Here is a 20,007-nt window from a genome sequence, read left to right on the forward strand (position 1 = left end):
ATTGCTTCGCTGTCTTACGAATTGTTAAGCAGAGGATCTTTATATGATTTAAGTTCATTTAAGGCTGAATATGGCTATCTATGGAAAGAAAACCAGTATAAAGAACATACATTTAATCCAATCTCATTAACTTATGTCCGTCCCAGTATTACAACCAAAGACACCGCTGGATTGTATCGGGATAACCCGGGATTAAAAAATATTTTAGATAAACAGTTCATTATTGGAAGCAGCTATAACTTTACTTATACCAATCAAATGGAAGAAGCCAGAAGAAATAATATCTATTTCAATGGTAATATACAAACAGGCGGAAATATCTGGGGCTTATTTATTCCAAAAGACGGGAAAGGTGAAAAAACAATTCTTAAGGTTCCATTAACTCAATTTGTAAGACTCGAAACTGATCTTAGAGATTATTATAAAGTCAACAGAAATGTAATTGGGCTAACCGTCTTAACCTGGGGTATGGTTATGCCTACGGAAACAGCACATCAATGCCGTTCGTTAAACAATTTTTCGCTGGTGGAACAAATGATATTCGCGGTTTTGCTTCGAGATCATTAGGCCCTGGAACGTATAAAGTAGCCGATACAGTACAGTTTGCAGATCAGAGCGGTGATATAAAAATCATGCTGAATACAGAGCTCCGCTTTAAACTGGTCAGTGTTTTATACGGTGCCTTATTTGCTGATGCCGGAAATGTCTGGCTCCGTAAAGAAGATCCATCAAGAGCAGGCTCAGGCTTTAAATTAAAAAATGCCCTGGATGAAATGGCCATTTCAACCGGAGCAGGTTTACGTGTTGATGCCAAAATCTTTGTAATCCGTTTAGACGTAGCCTTCCCGATCAGAAAACCATACTTACCAGAAGGACAAAGATGGGTTCTCGATCAGGTCGCATTCGGCGATAAAGGCTGGAGAAAAGACAACTTAGTATATAATATAGGAATTGGGTACCCATTCTAAAGACAGCTAAATAATGAAAGTCATACATAAAATCAAACATTTCTTCATCGCCCTATACCATCTGTTTATAGCAGCAGGAGAAGGCTTTGTAGAAGATCGGGTGATGAAACTAAGCGCAGCACTTGCTTATTACACCATCTTCTCACTAACCCCGCTAATTATTATCGTTATCTCTGCGGCCAGCATCTTTTTCAGTGATAAACTAAACCCCGGCACAGAACTATTTGCACAAATCAATGAAATGGCAGGTCCGGAAGCTGCTAAACAAATACAAGGATTTGTGGCCAATGCCAACCTTACAGGAAAAAGCACAATGGGCTTGATTATAGGCATAGGAACATTAGTTGTCGGTTCAACGGCCATCTTCATTGAAATCCAGGACAGTATCAATATGATCTGGAAAGTAAAGGCAGTTCCAAAAAAAGGATGGTTAAAAATGCTGACCAACAGACTGCTATCTTTTTCACTGATTATATCAATGGGGCTTCCTGTTGCTGGTTTCACTAGTGATTAACAGTATTGTAGTTGGTTTAGGCTCTAAATTAGGAGAACTGGTTACGCAAAGCAGAATCGGCGAAGTCATCCCCGTAGCAGATACAACCACTACCCTATTAATCTATATTCTGAACAATGCTTTTACCTTAGCGGCTGTAACCGCAGTATTCACGATTATTTTCAAAATATTACCGGATGTAATTCTCAGATGGAAATCGGCTATTATAGGTGCCCTGTTTACTGCACTACTTTTTAGCCTGGGCAAATACCTGATTGGTATCTATATCGAGAAAGGAAATCCTGCATCAGCATTTGGTGCGGCAAGTTCGATTATTGTAATCCTGCTATGGATTTATTATACCGCTATTATTTTGTACTTCGGTGCAGAATTTACCCAGGCTTATGCAGAAAAATACGATAAAGGGATCAGGCCAAGTAAATATGCCGTACATACACAGATTACTGTGATAGAAGAAAAGGTTGATGTTTTACCACCACAACATCCTAAAGAAACAAAGGCAGAACCGGCTTAAGCCGATTCTGCAATTTCATCTATAATATCTTCAGAAACTGCTGCAGTTGCAGCATCCAGATCAGCAGAAATCAACTCTTCTACAGTATCCTTCTCTACTCTTAAGTTTCTGATAATATGCTGTTGTCTGTCTGGTGTATTTTTACCCATATAATATTCCAGCAAATTCTTAATCGTCTGATCTTTCAGGATCACAGGATCAAGACGGATATCTTTACCTATAAACAGACCAAACTCATCAGGAGAGATCTCTCCCAAACCTTTGAATCGTGTAATCTCTGGCCTGTTACCTAATTTCTCAATTGCTTTTTTGCGTTCATCATCGCTATAGCAATAGATCGTTTCCTTCTTGTTACGCACCCTGAATAAAGGGGTTTGCAGAATATATACATGTCCTGCCCTTACCAGATCAGGGAAAAACTGAAGGAAGAAAGTCATCATCAATAACCTGATGTGCATACCATACCATCCACATCGGCATCTGTTGCGATTACGATATTGTTATAATGCAATCCATCCAGTCCATCTTCAATATTCAGTGCATGCTGCAATAAATTGAATTCCTCATTCTCATAAACAACCTTTTTGGTCAGCTCATAGCAATTCAAAGGTTTACCCTTCAAACTGAATACTGCCTGGCAATCTACATCTCTTGATTTGGTAATTGATCCGGATGCAGAATCTCCCTCAGTAATAAACAAAGTAGTTTCATAACGTTTTTCATGCGTACTGCTGAAATGCACTTTACAATCCCTTAGTTTCTTATTGTGAAGTGAGGCCTTTTTAGCCCGGTCATTCGCCAGTTTTTTGATCCCCGCAATATCTTTACGTTCCCGTTCTGATTGCAGAATCCGTTTCAATAAAGAATCGGCAACATCTGTATGTTTATGCAGGTAGTCATCCAGTTCTTTTTTAACGAAATCATTTATAAAAGTACGTACAGATGGCCCTTCCGGCCCCCATATTCTGAGAACCCAGTTTAGTTTTCGTCTGTGACTCAAACACCGGCTCCTGTACACGTACAGAAATCGCGGCAATAATTGAAGAACGGATATCCGAAGCCTCATATTCTTTTTTATAGAACTCACGGATAGTTTTAACCACTGCCTCTCTGAAAGCTGCCTGGTGCGTACCACCCTGAGTTGTATGCTGTCCATTCACAAAAGAATGATAATCTTCACCGTATTGCTGACCGTGGGTCATGGCAATTTCAATATCATTCCCTTTCAGGTGAATAATCGGATAACGGATATTCTCTACATCCGCTACTTTATGCAGCAAATCATACAGACCACGTTCCGATAAATATTTCTGATTGTTAAAATTAACAGTTAATCCAGTGTTCAGGAATACATAATTCCAGATCATACTTTCTACAAAATCGGGGATGTAGTGATAATTTCTGAAAATAGTCTCATCCGGATAAAAAGTAATCGCAGTACCATTTCTTTGTGTGGTATCAATAATCGGGTGATCCATTGTGATCTCGCCTCTTGAAAACTCCACCTTTTTTGTTTTTCCATCACGGTAAGACTGCACTACGAAATTAGTCGATAAAGCATTCACAGCTTTCGTACCCACCCCGTTCAGACCTACAGATTTCTGGAAAGCATTACTGTCGTATTTACCACCGGTATTGATTTTTGATACGCAGTCAACCACTTTACCCAATGGAATACCACGGCCGTAATCACGTATATTAACTTTAGAATCGGAGACAGTGATATCGATTGTACGGCCAGACCCCATCACAAACTCATCAATAGAGTTATCCATGATCTCCTTCAGCAAAACATAAATACCGTCATCCTGAGCAGAGCCATCACCCAACTTCCCGATATACATACCAGGGCGTAATCTGATGTGTTCTTTCCAGTCCAGTGACCGTATACTGTCATCGTTATATATAGGTTCAGCCATAATCTTTGTGTAGAACTGCAAATTTAATGAATATCTACCTCAATTAAACATCAAAGTTTCAACAAATACACATTTTGCCTTACCTTCGTACATTTACTCTACCTATCCATGCAGCCTAAAAAACAACTTTCCCTTTTCGATCTGTCTATGATCGTAGTCAGTTTAGTTATTGGAATGGGGATTTTCCGTACACCAGTCAATGTGGCTGCCAAGGCGCAGATCCCCGAATTGTTCTTTTTAGCCTGGATTATCGGTGGTTTAGTTGCCTATTGCGGTGCACTGATTTATGCAGAAATAGGCTCTCGTTTTCCCGTAACCGGTGGTTATTATAAGATATTTTCAACCTGCTATCATCCCTCTGTCGCCTTTGCAATTAATGGTACGGTAGTGTTAACAAATGCTGCTTCGATGGCAGGTGTGACCTTAATTGGTTCAGAATATCTGAGCAGTGTTATTTTCCCATCAGAGATGCAGACTGATTTTTACCGGCTTATAGTTGCAGGTATCACTATACTTATTTTCTATAGCTATAGCATCAACCTGCTTGGCTTGAAAGCCAGTTCCAAAGTTCAGAACATTCTGACCGTGATTAAGATCACACTCGTGCTAACCCTGATTTGTGCCATATTTTTTAACGGACACGCAGAAACCGTTACCCCTATATTTAAAACTGCATCGGGAAGTTTACCCGTCTGGTCAGATTATGGCAGGGCCCTTGGAATTTGCCTTATTGCAGTAACCTTTTCTTTTGCCGGCTATACCCAAACCATTAACCTGGGCGGAGAAGTTAAGGACGCAAAAAAAATTATCCCCAAAGGGATTAAAATGGGACTGTTTATTATCATTACCTTATACCTGTTAATCAATTATGCCTATGTAAAAGTGATCGGGTTTGAACAACTGAAAACAGCCCATAGCATCGCAGCTATATTAGCAGGAAAGATTTTTGGTCCTGCTGGCTTTACCATACTTTCTGCTGTTATTTTCTTGTCAGTTCTCGGGTATGTCAACGTAAATCTGCTAAGTAATCCAAGAGCCATGTTTGCCATGCCATGGGTGAAGAAAAAGCCCTTCCTTCTATTTTTGCGCAGAAGAGCAAAAAAAAAACAGATGTCATGGTAGTCAGTCTAACCACCTTTACTGCCTTAGTAATGGTTACACTCTTTTTTGCACAAACATTTGATAAGATTGTAAATTACTCCATCATTCTGGAATGTATCGGAACAGCAAGTTCGGCAGCTACATTATTTATCTTGCGCAGAACCACTTCTCATTTGGATAAAAACAGCATTTATATGATGAAATGGTATCCGTTTCTTCCTATATTGTTTATTTCCTTTTATCTGTTTGTCGGAATCAGTATTTATCAGGATGATCCATCCGCAGCGATGAATGGATTGTATATATTTATAGCATTCGTAATCATTTATTTTATTGCAAAAATATTCAACAAAAAGAACAAAATAACCGATGCAGCAGAAGGAACTGCCCTTAAGTAAAGAGATTACGTACGCAGCCGGAATGATGGGCTGGAGCATAATGACCAATATTATTATTGTCATGCTTCCCTATTTCTATCTGCCGCCTACTAATTCAGGCTTAACTCCACTAGTTCCGCAACTCATTGTTTTTGGTGCTTTTAACATTCTTTCCCTTATTGCAGCATCAGGAAGATTGTTTGATGCTTTTTATGATCCTTTTATTGCTTCACTGAGCGATGGAAGCAAAAACCCAAAAGGAAGGCGCATCCCGATTATGCGTTATGCAATTATTCCGGCCGTCATTTTTTGCGGATTGATATTCCATCCCCTGGTCAAAGCAGAATCTACAACAAATGCCTGGTGGCTAACCCTGATGCTGATTGGATTTTTCATGTCGGTCACCACTTATATCATCCCATACAATGCATTACTGGCCGAACTGGCACATACCACTGAGCAAAAAATAAAATTATCTACTTTCCAGCAGGTGGGTTTTGTGATGGGCATGATCCTGTCAGCGATGACCAATAACTTTGCCGATCTGATTCAAAATATCTTTCATATTCACCAGCGGATGGAAGCCCTTCAATATACAATTATCGGGCTCAGTATTTTCTCCGGACTGGTCATGATCCTGCCTGTAATTACCATCAATGAAAAGGAATACAGCAATGGTAAACCCACTCACATTGCATTGATCCCTGCCATTAAAAACACTTTTCGTAATTCAAATTTCAAGTATTATCTGATCTCAGATTTCGCCTATTATACCGCATTGAGTATCATTTCGAGCGGGTTACTCTACTTTGTCAGTGTACTCTTGAAACTTCCTGAATCTGATGGCGGAAAATATATGGGGCTTATGGTAATCCTTTCACTTTTATTTTATCCTTTCATTAATTCAGGGGCGAAACACTATGGCAGAAAGGCGCTCGTGCTAGCAGCTTTTGCTGTCTTAAGTCTTATTTTTGTCACTATTTACTTCCTCGGCCATCTGCCTTTCTCACCTGTAATGCAAATGTATATCCTGGTTGTCTGTGCTTCCTTTCCTCTGGCTGCACTGGGTATTTTACCAAATGCTATTCTTGCCGATATTGCACAAAAAGATACTAAAGAGACTGGTGAAAACCATGAAGGCATGTTTTTCGCAGTCAAATACCTGTTTGTTAAACTTGGCCAGACTTTAGGTATCGCGCTTTTCGCCATGCTCACTATTTATGGTAAAGATCCCGGACACGATTTCGGCCTGCGTTTAAACGGTGTTGTGGGCTTTGTTTTATGTGTCCTTGCCCTATTGTTTTTCACCCGCTTTAAAGAAGACAAATAAGTTACGGAACTTATATGTATATTTGCGCCAGCGAAACGTAACTCTTTAAACAGCAAGGAATTCATTAATTAAACACCTGCTGATTGTTAACGTCTCTTCATTATTATACACATTAAAATTCAAACACATTGTTATTCGAAGAATTAAACCTGATTGAGCCTATTTTAAAAGCGCTGCAAGCAGAGGGTTATACTAACCCAACCCCTATACAAGAACAATCTATCCCTACTATATTAACAAGCAGAGACTTACTAGGCTGTGCGCAAACCGGAACTGGTAAAACAGCGGCTTTTGCAATTCCTATGTTACAGCTGCTGAATAAAGAACATCAGAATACTAAAGGCCCCAGACCGATCCGTGCCCTGGTATTAACGCCAACGCGTGAGCTTGCCATTCAAATTGAAGAAAGTTTCAATGCTTATGGTAAAAATCTTTCTTTACGTCACCTGGTTATCTTTGGTGGTGTTGGACAAAAAGCTCAGACTGATGCTTTGCATCGTGGAGTAGATATCCTGATCGCTACACCAGGCAGATTGCTTGATTTAATGAACCAGGGTTTTGTTAATCTTAAAGATGTTGAAATTTTTGTACTGGATGAAGCAGACAGAATGCTGGACATGGGTTTCATCCATGATGTTAAAAAAACCATTGCAAAATTACCTGCTAAAAGACAGACATTGTTTTTCTCGGCTACTATGCCAGCAGAAATCCAGAAACTGGCAAATACTATTTTAACAGATCGTTTAAAAGTAGAAGTAACACCAGTATCTTCAACTGCAGAAAAAATTGAGCAATCAATCTACTATGTAGATAAAAACGATAAAAAAAATCTGCTGATCCATATTCTTAAGGACAAAACAATTACAACAGCTCTTGTTTTTACCCGTACAAAACATGGTGCAGACCGCATTGTTAAAGACCTGATTAAAGTTGGCGTAAAAGCAGAAGCAATTCACGGTAATAAATCGCAAAATGCGAGACAAAGAGCTTTAACTAATTTCAAAGCTAAAACTACACGTATTCTTGTAGCAACTGATATTGCTGCCCGTGGTATTGATGTGGATGAACTGACTCACGTAATCAATTACGAATTGCCAAACGTTCCTGAAACTTATGTACACAGAATTGGCCGTACAGGCCGTGCTGGTAACAGTGGAGTTTCCTTCTCTTTCTGTGATGGAGAAGAAAAAGAATACCTTGACGATATCGAGAAATTAATTGCCCTTAAAATACCTGTACAGGAAGATCATCATCCTTATGCAATGAGCTGGCAGAGCCTGATGTCTGGCGCTGCTGCAGCAAAAGTTAAAGGAAAAAGCAAGCCATCAAGAGGTGGACGTCCTGAAAGAACAGAATATAAACCAAACCTTAGCGGAGCAAAAAGAACTCCGGGCGGTGGTAATGGTGGTGGCGGTAACCGCAGATTCAACGGTTCAAGACCTAAAGCAAAAACAGATTAATTAGCTAAAGCTATTTAGTGTTTAAATAAGTACAATAAAGCCCTGGTAGAAATATCAGGGCTTTTATTTTTTGAACGCTTACTCTCCCCCAAAACTTTGCAGGTTCCAGGTAAAGCTCAGTAAAAAATATCTTGTGATCTGGTTAGTCTTACTATCCGTGGTGGTATTATCGATGACAGACCTGTTCAGATTATTACCCTGATTCAAAAAATCATTCCCTTCCAGTTTCACACTCGCCTGTTTATTCTTAAAAAAAGTCTTCTCAATCGAACCATTAATTATAAACGGGTTTGTTGCAGCAACTGAAAAACCCTGATTGATAGTTTTTCCGGCATTTAGTCCAAGAATCAGACTCTTTAAAATAAACACCCTGCTATCCATATTGAATGCCCAGGTCTGTATCTTATTTGAATTAAATCCTGGAATAGAAAAGACATTACTATTATAGGTATAACTGGCACTAGTATGCAGCATAATCCATTTCCGGTTCATACGCAGTCCTGTTCTCTGGTTGATATTTATCCCTTCTCCAATATTTTTCACCTGCTCTGCAAAAGAGATACGATGATTATAATTTACCCCCCCTACCAGTTCAAAGGTGAATTTCTTTTTAGCAAACGGCAAAGACCAGTAATAGTTAGTGCCAATGTTATAATTACCATTAGCGTTCAGATAATGGGTTTCCTGTTTAAAACCATCCAGAACATCCTTGATCAGTACCGTATTGGATACCACCTGGTTTTGCGTTACTGCACCTCTTATTCCTATTTGCAGATTACTGCCTTTTTTTTTCGGGTTCGAGTGGTTATAATTGAAGTTGATTAAATGATTAAAAGCCGCTTTCAACTTAGGATTTCCAACCACAACATTCTGCAAATTCCGGGTATCTCTTACAGGCTGCAGTTGATTAAAATTAGGCTCTACACTGTTTCCACTATAAAAAGCATTAAACTGATCTTTGGATGAAAGCATATAGTTAAAGCGCGCAATTGGAGAAATATTGAAACCAGCACGATAAATTTTATCAGTCCGCCCCTCGTAAGAACCGGTTAACAAAGTAGGCTGCCCGTTAATCCCCAGAACATAATTAAACTTTTTTGTTTCGTACCTGTAATTCAGACCTATGATATGTTTACTAAACGAAGAAGTATAAGTATTACTTAATGAATCGACTTCCTTGACACTCCCCATGATATCCCTGTTTTTAGTATCCAGGCTATTATTGGTATGATTGAGTGTGAACAGGTAACTGAAATCCAGATTTTTTTTAACAAGCGTATCTGATTTCTTACTCAAAGGCTCGGTAAAAGTAAGATTAGCCGTCACATTCGTAGCCCGGTTACGATCATCTACCAATTGATTTAATAAAGAGTCTTTAACAGCCACACCCGTTGAATCATAATATTTGATTTGATTATTCAGATCAGTGCTATTACTGGTCAGACCAGACCCCGCAAATACACTCAGTGAAAAAATCCTGCCTGTCTTTTTAAATTTGCGGGCCATCGAGAAATCAGCATTCAGATTGGGGTTTTTCTGTCTGCCCATACTTTGTGTATTTAAATCCCGCTTGCTTACACCAGTTTGTTTAGAATCATTTGTTGAAACACTATTTGTTCCTTGTATTACTCCTCTTATACCTCCCCTGATATAATTTGCCTCATCTGTTGATTCCAGGCTCAGGTCAAAGTTATGTGTGTTATTTTTCGAGGAATTTGAATTTACTGATTTATTATAAAGAGTACCCTGCGAGCTTGCTGTTGTAACAAAGCTCTCTTGTACACACTCTCATTTTTTTTATTATAGCTATAATTATAATTACCGTTAATGATCAGTTTTTCACCAATTTTATCCCGGTAACTGGTTCCTGCATTAGCGTTTGTACTAATTCCCGCACCTGTATTCGTGTTACCGGCATTCCCATTTACACCGATCTGTTTAACATCCCGCCATATATAATCGTTAACGTTCAGTCCATAACGTTTATTGGTTCCACCGCTTACGGTCACACTTCCAAAACTCCCGTTATTGCGGTCCGATTTAAGTACGACGTTTAATATCTTCTGAGGTTCCCCGGTTTTGATCCCTGTAAAATTTGCCTTATCTCCATAGTCATCAATAAACTGGAGTTTAGAGACTGTACCAGCAGGTAATTTTGAGATAAACTCCTTGACATCACCCGTAAAAAAGTCTTTTCCATTTACACGGATTTTAGTCAGGGCCTTACCCGCTGAGGTAACATTCCCATCCTTATCTATTTCTACTCCGGGCAGCTGTTTCAGTAGATCATCAATTTTATATCATTTTCATGGACGGCATACGCATCTGCATTAAACTCTACTGTATCTTTCATCACTCGCATAGGCACTACATTGCCTTTAATGATGACTTCATTTAACTGAAGCGCAGCTGATTTTAAGAATACTGTTGGTAAGATTTGTTCTGTCACCCCTTCCTTCAATGTAAAAGCAGTACTATAAGGCTTATAGCCTATACCTCTGATCAGGAGTGTTGCTGTACCGTTTTTTAGATTGGAAAAGCTGAAAGCCCCGCTGTTATCAGTATTACTGAATAAAGTATCTTTACCTGAGATCAAACGCACATTAGTACCTGGAATACCCACATTTGTCGTATCTAATACCAGACCCCGAAACTTAATACGGACTTGTGCATTTGCAGAAAGATGTATAAATACGTTTAAAACTATAAATAAAAACGCGGTTGTATATATTTTCAAAATTGACCCCGGCAGTTAAGTAAATATGAGAATAATCTTTTATTTATAGTGTTAAAAAACATGCCAATATCCTATCGTGAAAAATTATTTTTTTAAGTTTTCCTGATTCTGATGATGTGTAACCAGTGCATAACCTTCATCAGCGGATAAGTAGGGTCAAACTCAAACCATTTAGAGGCAAAGTTTGGGCTATTAGGTTTTTTGTGGTGATTATTCTGAAACAACTCTCCCATCATTAAAAAATCGAGTGGCAAAGAGTTTTTGCTGTGATCATTATTATCATGGTTTGAATAGCCGTATTTATGACCACACCAGTTTACAATTGCACCATGCAAAGGCCCCATCAGGAAATGAATCGGTAATAATAAAAACATCCACCACGCAGTAGCGAAGGTTACATAGAACCAGATATAAAAACTGATGAATACCATTCTTGTAATCCATGAATCACCGATTTTATCAATTAATGGCCATGAAGGATATTTATCACGAAATTGTTCTTCAGGTTCTTCATTATACTTTGCATAATTCAGATAAATATTTTTAGTCTGTATCATCATACCCCATACCCCATACATCCTTTACAAAATGCGGTGAATGCGGATCTCTTTCTGTATCACTGAAAGCATGGTGCATACGGTGAAGTATAGCATAAGCCCGGGGGTTTAAGAAAGAAGAACCTTGAGATAGAAATGTGATAGCATAGAAAAACTTCTCCCAGAAAGTATTCATTTTAAACATCTTATGCGAAGCATAACGGTGTAAGAAGAAAGTTTGAGAAAAAAGTGATAAGAACCAGTGCAGCAGGAAAAATATTAATATGATCATATGGTATTAAGTATAAATCAAACAGGGCACCCGGCTAACCGGATGTTTAATTTACAAAAGTAGCGAAAAAAAAGCATGTGCCTGATCTAATTAGGACCGGGCACATGCATGAATATAATTTATCTGCCGAAATCGTCAGATACACGTACGATATCAGATTCATCAGATGGGTTAGATGGATCAGTATGCTGCCAGATTTCAGAAACAATTCCCCAGTCATCCAAACCTACCAGGATGTCTTTCTCCCTGTTTCAATTTGATAGTTTGCTCAGGAACCAGTTGCTGAACATCACCCTGCTCATCAGTTTCGCTGGTAATTACACCAACAGTACCGCTAACTACTCTCCATATTTCGGCACGACGGTGGTGATATTGCCATGATAAACGCGTATTAGGTGCTACTATTAAAATTTTAGGACTTAATTTTCCTGAAATTTTCAGCTCTTCTACATTTAACCCGTCAAAATAAACATTAGCAAACTGTTGTGCCTGTGCTTCATCTATAACAAAGAAACCACCCCATGGACGGGTCTCATCACGATTAACTACGTTAAAACCTTCAATTTTGAGTCGCTGTGCAACACTGTCGAATATTTATTTTTTTTCTGATCTGACATTATATTTAAATATTTTAATGTTCAAATATAAGAAACTGTCTTATTTAAACAGATTCTTATATAGATAAGATAAATTTAAACAGCGTCATTTTTGACTTTAATATTTGTATTTTCGCGTCATAAATGGGAAAACCGGGAAATTCACCCAGTAATTATACCATTAGGTATTAAATATAATCATACTTTTGTAAGAGTTAATCAAAGCCTTGAAGGCAATGATCAATCATTAATTTATATATGCATATGTTAAAAAGAGTTGTTATCACAGGGATCGGGGCATTAACCCCTTTAGGAAATGATGTAAATACTTTCTGGAGCAATACCATAGCTGGTAAAAGCGGAGCTGCAAAAATCACCCGCTTCGACGCCTCCCTCTTCCGCACGCAATTTGCCTGTGAACTCAAGGATTATGACGTTACAAAATATTTAGACCGGTCAGATATCAAAAGAACAGACCGTTTTACACAGTACGCATTGGTAGCTTCAGATGAGGCAATCAAAGATTCAGGTTTCGAATTTGATAAAATGGATCCGTTTGACGTGGGTGTAATCTGGGGATCAGGACAAGGTGGAATGGATACTTTCGAGCAGCAGGCTTCTGAATTTGCACTTGGTAATGGTACACACCACGCTTTAGTCCTTTCTTTGTTCCAAAACTGATTGCTAACATGGCATCAGGGATGATATCTATCCGTAATGGTTACATGGGGATCAACTATACAACAGTTTCTGCCTGTGCAACTTCTAATACGGCAATTATGGATGCTTTTACTTATATCCGTATGGGTAAAGCAAAAATCATTGTAACCGGTGGTTCAGAAGCTCCGATTTCGGCTTCTTCTGTAGGTGGATTTTGTGCGATGAAAGCAATGTCTGCACAGAATGACACACCTGAAACAGCTTCAAAACCATTTGACGTTAAACGTGATGGTTTCGTTATGGGCGAAGGTGCTGGTGCATTGGTTCTTGAAGAATATGAGCACGCAGTAAAACGCGGAGCAACTATTTATGGAGAAATAGGCGGTGCAGCAATGACTGCTGATGCTTACCATATGACAGCAACCCATCCAGAAGGCTTAGGTGCATCTCATGCAATGAAATTAGCCCTTACTGAGGCTGGTTTAACTATCCATGACATTAACTATTTAAACACGCATGCTACCTCTACACCGGTTGGTGACCTTTCTGAAACGAAGGCCGTAACTAACTTATTAGGATTGGGTAAAAATGACTTGTTTATCAGTGCTACAAAATCTATGACCGGTCACTTATTAGGGGCAGCTGGTGCAATTGAAGCAATTATCTGTTTATTATCAATGCGGGATAGCATTATCCCGCCAACGATTAACACAGATGAGCTTGATCCTGCAATTCCATCAAATCTTAATATCGTGATTAAAGAAGCTATATCTGCCAAAGTTAAAACGGCAATGAGTAATACTTTTGGATTTGGCGGTCACAACGGAATCGTTGTATTCAAATCATTATAAAAAAAGAATAAATACAAGCCGGAATTGTTCAGTCAATTCCGGCTTTTTTATGCCTTCAATTATGCTTTCAGCTGAAGGATCAGTAATTCTACAGTAACCAGGACTTTATCCAGATTTGCTGAATGACCAGTAATCTTCTCAATCATCATTATCCCCCCTTCAATTAAAGCAATGATAGAATAGGCCACACGGTCAACATCTGTATCTGCTTTAAATTCTCCTGCTTCTATTCCTGTTGATATCAGTGTACTAATATCTTTTTTCCAGTCAGTTACAGCTTTTGAAGCTTTTGCCTTTAGTAACGTATTCGTATCATCGGCCTCAATCGCAGTATTCAGAATCGGGCATCCCCCAATAGGGAAAGATGTTCCGCTAAAACTATGATAGACTTGCGCATAAACCATTAGTTTATCATGGTAATTGTCAGCTTTTTGGATACGCTGTACGATTGCCTTTCTGATCTTCAATAAATTATAATCAAAAGCTGCCAGTGCAACATCTTCCTTATTTTCAAAATTCCCATAAATACTTCCCTTAGTCAGATGAGTAGCATCGGTCAGATCTGACAATGAAGTCCCGGCATATCCTTTGGTATTAAAGATTCCTGCTGTAGTCTCAATAATAAACTGACGGGTGCGCTCTGCTTTTGACAATACATTATCCATAAGACAAAAGTCCTTAAAATTTCTGTATCAAACCATAGAAGACGTTTAAATTCAGCTGATAAATTGCATAATAAAATTATTATACTAAATTTATTTCGACAACCAATTATAAACCAACCCCTGATAAAGGAAATGAATTCAAGGACCACACACAACCTTCAATTCAAACCACTTAAACTATGAACTCATTAGGCACTTACGACTACGTCGTTTTCCTGGTCTACTTCCTGATCGTCGCCTTATACGGCTGGACAGTTTACCGCAAAAAACAAGCACAAAAAGAAAATTCAAAAGATTTCTTCCTGGCAAAAGATTCATTAACATGGTGGGCCATCGGAGCCTCCCTGATTGCATCTAACATCTCAGCAGAACAATTTATTGGAATGAGTGGATCTGGCTTCACAATGGGTCTCGCTATTGCCAGTTATGAATGGCTGGCTGCTGCAACCCTGATTATTGTAGCCATTTTTTTTATTCCGGTCTATATCAAAAAAAAACAAGATATATACCATGCCTCAATTTCTTGGTCAGCGGTATAACAGTACTGTAGCGATGATTATGGCCATTTTCTGGCTGCTGCTTTATGTTGTGGTCAACCTGACCTCCATCCTTTATCTTGGAGCCCTGGCCATCAACAGCATTTCTGGAATTAACATCACTGCCTGTATGTATATACTCTCAGTTTTCGCTGTTATTATCACGCTTGGCGGGATGAAAGTAATTGGCTATACTGATGTAATCCAGGTCTTTTTCCTGATCCTGGGTGGTCTGGCTACTACATACCTTGCGCTTGAACTGGTCTCTACACATTTTGGAACCACAGGTGTGTTTAATGGCCTTGCACTGATCAAAGAAAAAGCTACTGATCACTTCCATATGATCTTCCATAAAGAGAATGCACATTACATGGATCTGCCAGGATTATCGATGTTAATTGGTGGAATGTGGATTGTTAACCTGAACTATTGGGGCTGTAACCACCATATATATTACACAACGTGCTTTGGGCGCAGATTTAAAGACAGCCCGCAGTGGATTATTATTTGCTGCATTCCTGAAATTACTGATGCCAGTCATCGTTGTTTTACCAGGTATTGCCGCTTATGTATTATATAAAGAAGGTTACGGAGATTTCCATAAATCAATGTTAAAAGATGGATCTTTAAATGCAGATTCGGCTTACCCCGTATTACTTAATCTATTACCTGCAGGGCTTAAAGGATTATCTTTTGCTGCTTTAACAGCAGCTATTGTAGCCTCACTTGCAGGAAAAGCAAATAGTATCGCAACGATATTCACCCTTGACGTCTATAAGAAAGTTATCAATAAGGATGCTGATGAGAACAAACAAGTAGTTGTAGGCCGGATTACTGTGATTGTAGCCATGATCCTTGCTATTATTATCGCTCCGCAATTAGGAATCGATAAAAAAGGAGGTTTCCAGTTTATACAAGAATATACAGGCTTTGTTTCACCTGGTATTTTCGCGATGTTCTTACTTGGATTTTTCTGGAAAAGAACGACTTCCAATGCTGCATTATTCGCTACAATCGGTGGTTTCATCTTATCTGTATTCTTCAAAGTGCTTCCATCATTCGCTAACCTGGAATGGCTGAGCCCTTATGGTTTCTCTAAACTTGCAGAGCAGAAAAATGGTGCCATGCTATATGAGATTCCTTTTATTGACCGTATGGGTTTTGTATTCGCAATTTGTGTGGTAGCAATGATCATCATCAGTAAAATGGAAAATAGAAATGGTATTAATCCTAAAGGTCTTGAAGTAGACAGGAGCATGTTTAAAACCAATCAGAGTTTCGCTATAGGATCATTGATCGTAGGTGGAATTATAGTGGCTTTATACAGCCTTTTCTGGTAAAAAACATTTTAATAAAACAAAGCCCCTCAATCCATAAGACTGAGGGGCTATTGTATCCATTTGTGTGTGTGGAATTTCATCTACCTAAAAGTTCAAATTCCTGTAATATATATCAACATTGGTAAGCAACAAAACACACCTCTGAAGACCCCCTTAGGCAACTACCATTACCCGATTCCGGTATTCGAATCTTAACCTATTAGCTGTAAAACGTAACGAAATAAGGAAACGCTACAGCTGATAAAAAATATATTTTAATCTTTTAACAAATTCGCTTTCGTATACTCCCAGTTCATTCTTGCAATGTTCAGTACAGATATTCCCTGCGGACATTCTACTTCACAGGCTTCTGTATTACTGCAATGCCCAAAACCCTCCTCATCCATCCTTAATACCATTTTCAACACTCTTTTAGCCGCTTCTTTTTCTCCTTGCGGGATCTTTGCCAAATGAGAAACCTTTGCAGAAGTAAAAAGTGCAGCACTTGAATTTTTACATGTTGCCACACACGCGCCACAACCAATGCAAGCCGCAGAATCAAAAGCAGACTCAGCAGTTTCATGCGTAATCAATAAAGTATTTGCCTCCGCCGGCTGACCAGTATTCGCGCTGTAAAAAACCACCTGCCTGTATAATACGGTCAAAAGCTGAACGGTCAACTTTCAGGTCTCGTTTAATTGGAAAAGCAGCCGCCCGAAAAGGTTCCACATAAATCGTGGCTCCATCTTCAAATTCCCGCATATGTAACTGACATACCGTTAAACCAGGAACCGGCCCGTGGGCCTGGCCGTTTACCATCATTCCGCAGGTTCCGCAAATCCCCTCCCGGCAATCATGGTCAAACTCAACAGGCATTTCTCCTTTCAGAATCAGCTGCTCATTCAGTGTATCCATCATTTCCAGAAAAGACATATGACTCTCTACCTGATCCAGCATATAGTCTACCAGTTTTCCTTTAGTCTTTGCATCTTTCTGACGCCATATTTTAAGATTTATCTTCATGGTTCCTAACTATAACTTCTTACTGATAATTTAACAAACTCGAATTTCAATGGCTCGGGATGCAGTAAAGGAGCAGCATCATTCCCTATCCACTCCCAGGCAGACACATAACAAACAATTTTTTTCATCATCTCTTAATGCCTCACCGTCCACAGTCTGGTATTCTTCCCTGAAATGCGCCCCGCATGATTCTTCCCTGCTCAACGCATCATTACACATCAACTCTGCAATCTCCAGGTAGTCCGCTACCCTGCCTGCTTTTTCCAGTTCGGCATTAATTTCACCAGCAGTCCCCGGAACAATCAGATCTTTATAAAATTCTGCTCTTAGTACTTTGATACCTTTAATGGCTTCAGTCAATCCTGCCCGTGAACGCGATAAACCACATTTATCATATAATAACTTTCCAAGCCGCTTATGAAAATAATCAGCAGTTTTTGTGCCTTTGATCTTACAGAGCCCGGCTAATTGTTCAACAACTCCTTTTTCAATACGATCAAATTCAGGATGATCAGTTGTTATCTTCTCCTTTTTCAGCTCACCCGATAAATAGTTAGCCAGCGTGTAAGGAAGAATAAAATAGCCATCTACACAAGCCTGTAATAAAGAGAGTTTGCGCCCAGTCTGTTTGCACCATGATCAGCAAAATTAGCTTCTCCAATAGCAAACAATCCCGGAATAGTTGTCATCAGTTCATAATCTACCCATAACCCACCCATAGAAAAATGAGCAGCCGGAGAAATTTTCATAGGGGCGATATAAGCATCATCTGCAGTTATCTTTTTATACATAGAAAAAAGATTTCCGTACTTCTCTTTGATTTTATCCTTTCCCTGTTCTTTTATGGCTTTTGAAAAATCAAGATATACAGCATTTTTTTTGTGCACCTACCCCAAAACCAGCATCAATCCTTTCTTTTGCAGCTCTGGAAGATATATCCCTTGGAGCGAGATTACCGAAAGAAGGATAACGTCTCTCCAGATAATAATCTCTTTCCTGTTCAGGAATATCATTCGCAGGTCTTTGCTCATTAGCCAATTTAGGTACCCAGATCCTTCCGTCATTCCTCAGCGATTCAGACATCAGCGTTAATTTGGACTGATAATCTCCTGATTGGGGTAAACTGGTCGGGTGAATCTGTGTCCAGCTTGGACAAGCCATCAGCGCACCCCTTTTATGTGCACGCCAGATTGCAGATCCATTACATCCCATAGCCAGCGTTGACAGGTAATAAATCTTACCAAATCCGCCTGTGGCTATAACCACTGCCTCCGCTGCAAAACGTTCAATCGCCCCTGTATCCAGATTACGGGAAATAATCCCCTTAGCTTTACCTTCAATCACGACCAGATCCAGCATTTCATGTCTGCTGTATAAAGTAACTTTTCCAAGCGAGACCTGTCTCATTAATGCCTGATAAGCTCCCAATAGTAATTGCTGCCCGGTTTGTCCGCGTGCATAAAAGGTACGGCTTACCTGAACTCCTCCAAAAGAACGGTTACTTAAATAGCCGCCATACTCTCTTGCAAAAGGTACGCCTTGCGCTACCGCCTGATCAATCAGGTTCAAAGAACATTCCGCCAAACGATATACATTGGCCTCCCTTGCCCTGAAATCCCCGCCTTTCAGCGTATCATAAAACATCCGGTAAACAGAGTCCCCGTCATTCTGATAATTTTTAGCAGCATTCACACCTCCCTGTGCAGCTACCGAATGTGCTCTTCTGGCCGAGTCCTGAAAACAAAAGGAAATTACAGGATAGCCTTGTTCTGCTAAAGAAGCAGCGGCTGATGCTCCTGCAAGGCCTGTACCCACCACAATAACAGGCATTTTTTTTTCTATTCGCAGGATTAACGAGTTTAGCCTGCGCTTTATATAGGCTCCATTTATTTTCTAATGGGCCAGCTGGTATTTTAGCATCTAATTCCATAATCCGAATTGAGTAATATGAACGTATACTGGAATGATAGCAAAACCTATCGTGATCACATAGCTGTAAATCGTTCCAAAAACCTGTACAAGTCTGGCATAACCAGGATGATATAAACCCAGTGTCCTGACTGCGCTTTTAAAGCCATGTAAAAGATGAAAGCCTAAAGCAAACATGGATAATACATAGATCAATACATACCACCATGATTTGAAGGCATGAACAACCACTACATATAAATCTTTATTTCCATTGCGATCATAAGGAAGAACGCCAAATTTATACACGTACCAGAAATCTTTAAAATGGATGATCAGAAAGATCAAAAGTATAGTTCCCAGTATTCCCATATTTCTGGAATACCATTTACTAGCCTGCCTGCGATTATCATAAGCATATTTTGCCGCCGTCTTTTTATTTCTTGTTGTGATATATAAAGCATCCGCTGCATGCGCAATCAGAGAAAAATACAGGACATAGGAAATGACCTTGATAAATATATTACCAGACAAAAGGTTGGAATAGTAATTAAAACTTTCTCCCGCCCGGTCTGCCGGCAATAATAACTGGAGGTTCCCCAGTAAATGGATGACCAGGAAAAAACACAGGAACAGTCCGGTAAGGGCCATCAGGTTTTTTCTGGATAAAGTGCTTTTAAGAAAGGTTATTGTCATGTTGC

16 protein-coding genes and 5 pseudogenes are annotated in these 20,007 nt (G+C 39.3%); 10 read left to right on the forward strand and 11 right to left on the reverse strand.

All coding sequences use genetic code 11. The features are described 5' to 3' along the window. The first annotated feature begins 21 nt into the window (after positions 1–21). The 4 genes from ACWYN3_RS21970 to ACWYN3_RS21985 are packed head-to-tail and all read left to right on the forward strand — an operon-like array spanning position 22 to position 1,996. Positions 22–567, forward strand: a complete 546-nt coding sequence (locus tag ACWYN3_RS21970) for a hypothetical protein (RefSeq protein ID WP_456216350.1) — start codon at positions 22–24, stop codon at positions 565–567. After that, positions 498–968 (forward strand): BamA/TamA family outer membrane protein, encoded by a 471-nt coding sequence (locus ACWYN3_RS21975; protein ID WP_456216351.1) that lies wholly within the window; start codon positions 498–500, stop codon positions 966–968. Before ACWYN3_RS21970 ends, ACWYN3_RS21975 begins: the two co-directional genes overlap by 70 nt. Positions 969–981: 13 nt before the next feature. Continuing rightward, on the forward strand, positions 982–1,482 hold the full coding sequence (locus ACWYN3_RS21980; RefSeq protein WP_456216352.1) for a YihY/virulence factor BrkB family protein: 501 nt from the start codon (positions 982–984) through the stop codon (positions 1,480–1,482). Beyond that, positions 1,460–1,996, forward strand: coding sequence for a YihY/virulence factor BrkB family protein (locus tag ACWYN3_RS21985; protein ID WP_456216353.1), 537 nt, complete (start codon positions 1,460–1,462; stop codon positions 1,994–1,996). Before ACWYN3_RS21980 ends, ACWYN3_RS21985 begins: the two co-directional genes overlap by 23 nt. Here the strand turns inward: ACWYN3_RS21985 and ACWYN3_RS21990 are convergent. Continuing rightward, positions 1,993–3,915, reverse strand: a pseudogene (locus ACWYN3_RS21990) (DNA topoisomerase IV subunit B). The gene ACWYN3_RS21985 and the pseudogene ACWYN3_RS21990 overlap by 4 nt on opposite strands. 108 nt (positions 3,916–4,023) lie before the next feature. On the opposite strand from ACWYN3_RS21990, the gene ACWYN3_RS21995 reads away from it, so the two are divergent. The 4 genes from ACWYN3_RS21995 (at position 4,024) to ACWYN3_RS22010 (ending at position 8,183) form a co-directional block, all read left to right on the forward strand. Beyond that, entirely contained in the window at positions 4,024–5,037 is a 1,014-nt protein-coding gene (locus ACWYN3_RS21995; protein WP_456216354.1) for an APC family permease, read from the forward strand. After that, a complete protein-coding gene (locus ACWYN3_RS22000) occupies positions 5,031–5,414 on the forward strand; it encodes a hypothetical protein (protein ID WP_456216355.1) in 384 nt (127 codons plus the stop codon). The genes ACWYN3_RS21995 and ACWYN3_RS22000 overlap by 7 nt, the downstream gene beginning before the upstream one ends. Beyond that, positions 5,386–6,723 carry an MFS transporter gene (locus tag ACWYN3_RS22005; protein ID WP_456216356.1) on the forward strand — a complete coding sequence of 446 codons (1,338 nt, stop codon included), beginning with the start codon at positions 5,386–5,388 and terminating at the stop codon, positions 6,721–6,723. The genes ACWYN3_RS22000 and ACWYN3_RS22005 overlap by 29 nt, the downstream gene beginning before the upstream one ends. Positions 6,724–6,851: 128 nt before the next feature. Beyond that, positions 6,852–8,183 carry a DEAD/DEAH box helicase gene (locus ACWYN3_RS22010; RefSeq protein ID WP_456216357.1) on the forward strand — a complete coding sequence of 444 codons (1,332 nt, stop codon included), beginning with the start codon at positions 6,852–6,854 and terminating at the stop codon, positions 8,181–8,183. A gap of 78 nt (positions 8,184–8,261) precedes the next feature. On the opposite strand, the gene ACWYN3_RS22015 is transcribed toward ACWYN3_RS22010, so the two are convergent. The 6 genes from ACWYN3_RS22015 to ACWYN3_RS22040 all read right to left on the reverse strand — a co-directional run bounded on the left by ACWYN3_RS22015 (position 8,262) and on the right by ACWYN3_RS22040 (position 12,342). Continuing rightward, complete coding sequence (locus ACWYN3_RS22015; protein ID WP_456216358.1) at positions 8,262–9,731, reverse strand: outer membrane beta-barrel protein; 1,470 nt, start codon at positions 9,729–9,731, stop codon at positions 8,262–8,264. Between the two features lie 173 nt (positions 9,732–9,904). After that, entirely contained in the window at positions 9,905–10,192 is a 288-nt protein-coding gene (locus ACWYN3_RS22020; protein WP_456216359.1) for a hypothetical protein, read from the reverse strand. Positions 10,193–10,461: 269 nt separating this feature from the next. Further along, entirely contained in the window at positions 10,462–10,920 is a 459-nt protein-coding gene (locus tag ACWYN3_RS22025) for a carboxypeptidase regulatory-like domain-containing protein (RefSeq protein ID WP_456216360.1), read from the reverse strand. A gap of 92 nt (positions 10,921–11,012) precedes the next feature. Beyond that, a complete protein-coding gene (locus ACWYN3_RS22030; protein ID WP_456216361.1) occupies positions 11,013–11,480 on the reverse strand; it encodes a fatty acid desaturase in 468 nt (155 codons plus the stop codon). Then, positions 11,464–11,748, reverse strand: a complete 285-nt coding sequence (locus ACWYN3_RS22035) for a hypothetical protein (RefSeq protein ID WP_456216362.1) — start codon at positions 11,746–11,748, stop codon at positions 11,464–11,466. The genes ACWYN3_RS22030 and ACWYN3_RS22035 overlap by 17 nt, the downstream gene beginning before the upstream one ends. A gap of 216 nt (positions 11,749–11,964) precedes the next feature. After that, the gene (locus ACWYN3_RS22040; protein ID WP_456223106.1) at positions 11,965–12,342 is read right to left on the reverse strand and encodes a phosphoheptose isomerase; all 378 of its coding nucleotides are present in this window, start codon (positions 12,340–12,342) and stop codon (positions 11,965–11,967) included. 266 nt (positions 12,343–12,608) lie between these two features. On the opposite strand from ACWYN3_RS22040, the pseudogene fabF reads away from it, so the two are divergent. After that, positions 12,609–13,855 (forward strand): annotated as a pseudogene (gene fabF / locus ACWYN3_RS22045) (beta-ketoacyl-ACP synthase II). A 59-nt stretch (positions 13,856–13,914) separates the two neighbouring features. On the opposite strand, the gene ACWYN3_RS22050 reads toward fabF, so the two are convergent. After that, entirely contained in the window at positions 13,915–14,520 is a 606-nt protein-coding gene (locus ACWYN3_RS22050) for a TetR/AcrR family transcriptional regulator (RefSeq protein ID WP_456216363.1), read from the reverse strand. A gap of 179 nt (positions 14,521–14,699) precedes the next feature. Here ACWYN3_RS22050 and ACWYN3_RS22055 point away from each other — a divergent pair. Then, positions 14,700–16,396 (forward strand): annotated as a pseudogene (locus ACWYN3_RS22055) (sodium:solute symporter family transporter). A gap of 254 nt (positions 16,397–16,650) precedes the next feature. On the opposite strand, the pseudogene ACWYN3_RS22060 reads toward ACWYN3_RS22055, so the two are convergent. The 3 genes and pseudogenes from ACWYN3_RS22060 to ACWYN3_RS22070 form a co-directional block, all read right to left on the reverse strand. Next, positions 16,651–17,398 (reverse strand): annotated as a pseudogene (locus ACWYN3_RS22060) (succinate dehydrogenase/fumarate reductase iron-sulfur subunit). A 5-nt stretch (positions 17,399–17,403) separates the two neighbouring features. After that, positions 17,404–19,328 (reverse strand): annotated as a pseudogene (locus ACWYN3_RS22065) (fumarate reductase/succinate dehydrogenase flavoprotein subunit). Continuing rightward, positions 19,319–20,002, reverse strand: a complete 684-nt coding sequence (locus ACWYN3_RS22070; protein WP_456216364.1) for a succinate dehydrogenase cytochrome b subunit — start codon at positions 20,000–20,002, stop codon at positions 19,319–19,321. The pseudogene ACWYN3_RS22065 and the gene ACWYN3_RS22070 overlap by 10 nt, the downstream one beginning before the upstream one ends. Positions 20,003–20,007: the final 5 nt, after the last annotated feature.

Source organism: Pedobacter sp. NJ-S-72 (genome assembly GCF_053890575.1).

What these genes read in the sequence shown, in the direction of transcription:
- ACWYN3_RS21975 (WP_456216351.1), top strand. Translation starts at nt 498, where the DNA reads ATGCCGTTCGTTAAACAATTTTTCGCTGGTGGAACAAATGATATTCGC.
- ACWYN3_RS21980 (WP_456216352.1), top strand. Translation starts at nt 982, where the DNA reads ATGAAAGTCATACATAAAATCAAACATTTCTTCATCGCCCTATACCAT.
- ACWYN3_RS21995 (WP_456216354.1), top strand. Translation starts at nt 4,024, where the DNA reads ATGCAGCCTAAAAAACAACTTTCCCTTTTCGATCTGTCTATGATCGTA.
- ACWYN3_RS22000 (WP_456216355.1), top strand. Translation starts at nt 5,031, where the DNA reads ATGGTAGTCAGTCTAACCACCTTTACTGCCTTAGTAATGGTTACACTC.
- ACWYN3_RS22005 (WP_456216356.1), top strand. Translation starts at nt 5,386, where the DNA reads ATGCAGCAGAAGGAACTGCCCTTAAGTAAAGAGATTACGTACGCAGCC.
- ACWYN3_RS22015 (WP_456216358.1), bottom strand. Translation starts at nt 9,731, where the DNA reads ATGGGCAGACAGAAAAACCCCAATCTGAATGCTGATTTCTCGATGGCC.
- ACWYN3_RS22030 (WP_456216361.1), bottom strand. Translation starts at nt 11,480, where the DNA reads ATGATGATACAGACTAAAAATATTTATCTGAATTATGCAAAGTATAAT.
- ACWYN3_RS22035 (WP_456216362.1), bottom strand. Translation starts at nt 11,748, where the DNA reads ATGATCATATTAATATTTTTCCTGCTGCACTGGTTCTTATCACTTTTT.
- ACWYN3_RS22050 (WP_456216363.1), bottom strand. Translation starts at nt 14,520, where the DNA reads ATGGATAATGTATTGTCAAAAGCAGAGCGCACCCGTCAGTTTATTATT.
- ACWYN3_RS22070 (WP_456216364.1), bottom strand. Translation starts at nt 20,002, where the DNA reads ATGACAATAACCTTTCTTAAAAGCACTTTATCCAGAAAAAACCTGATG.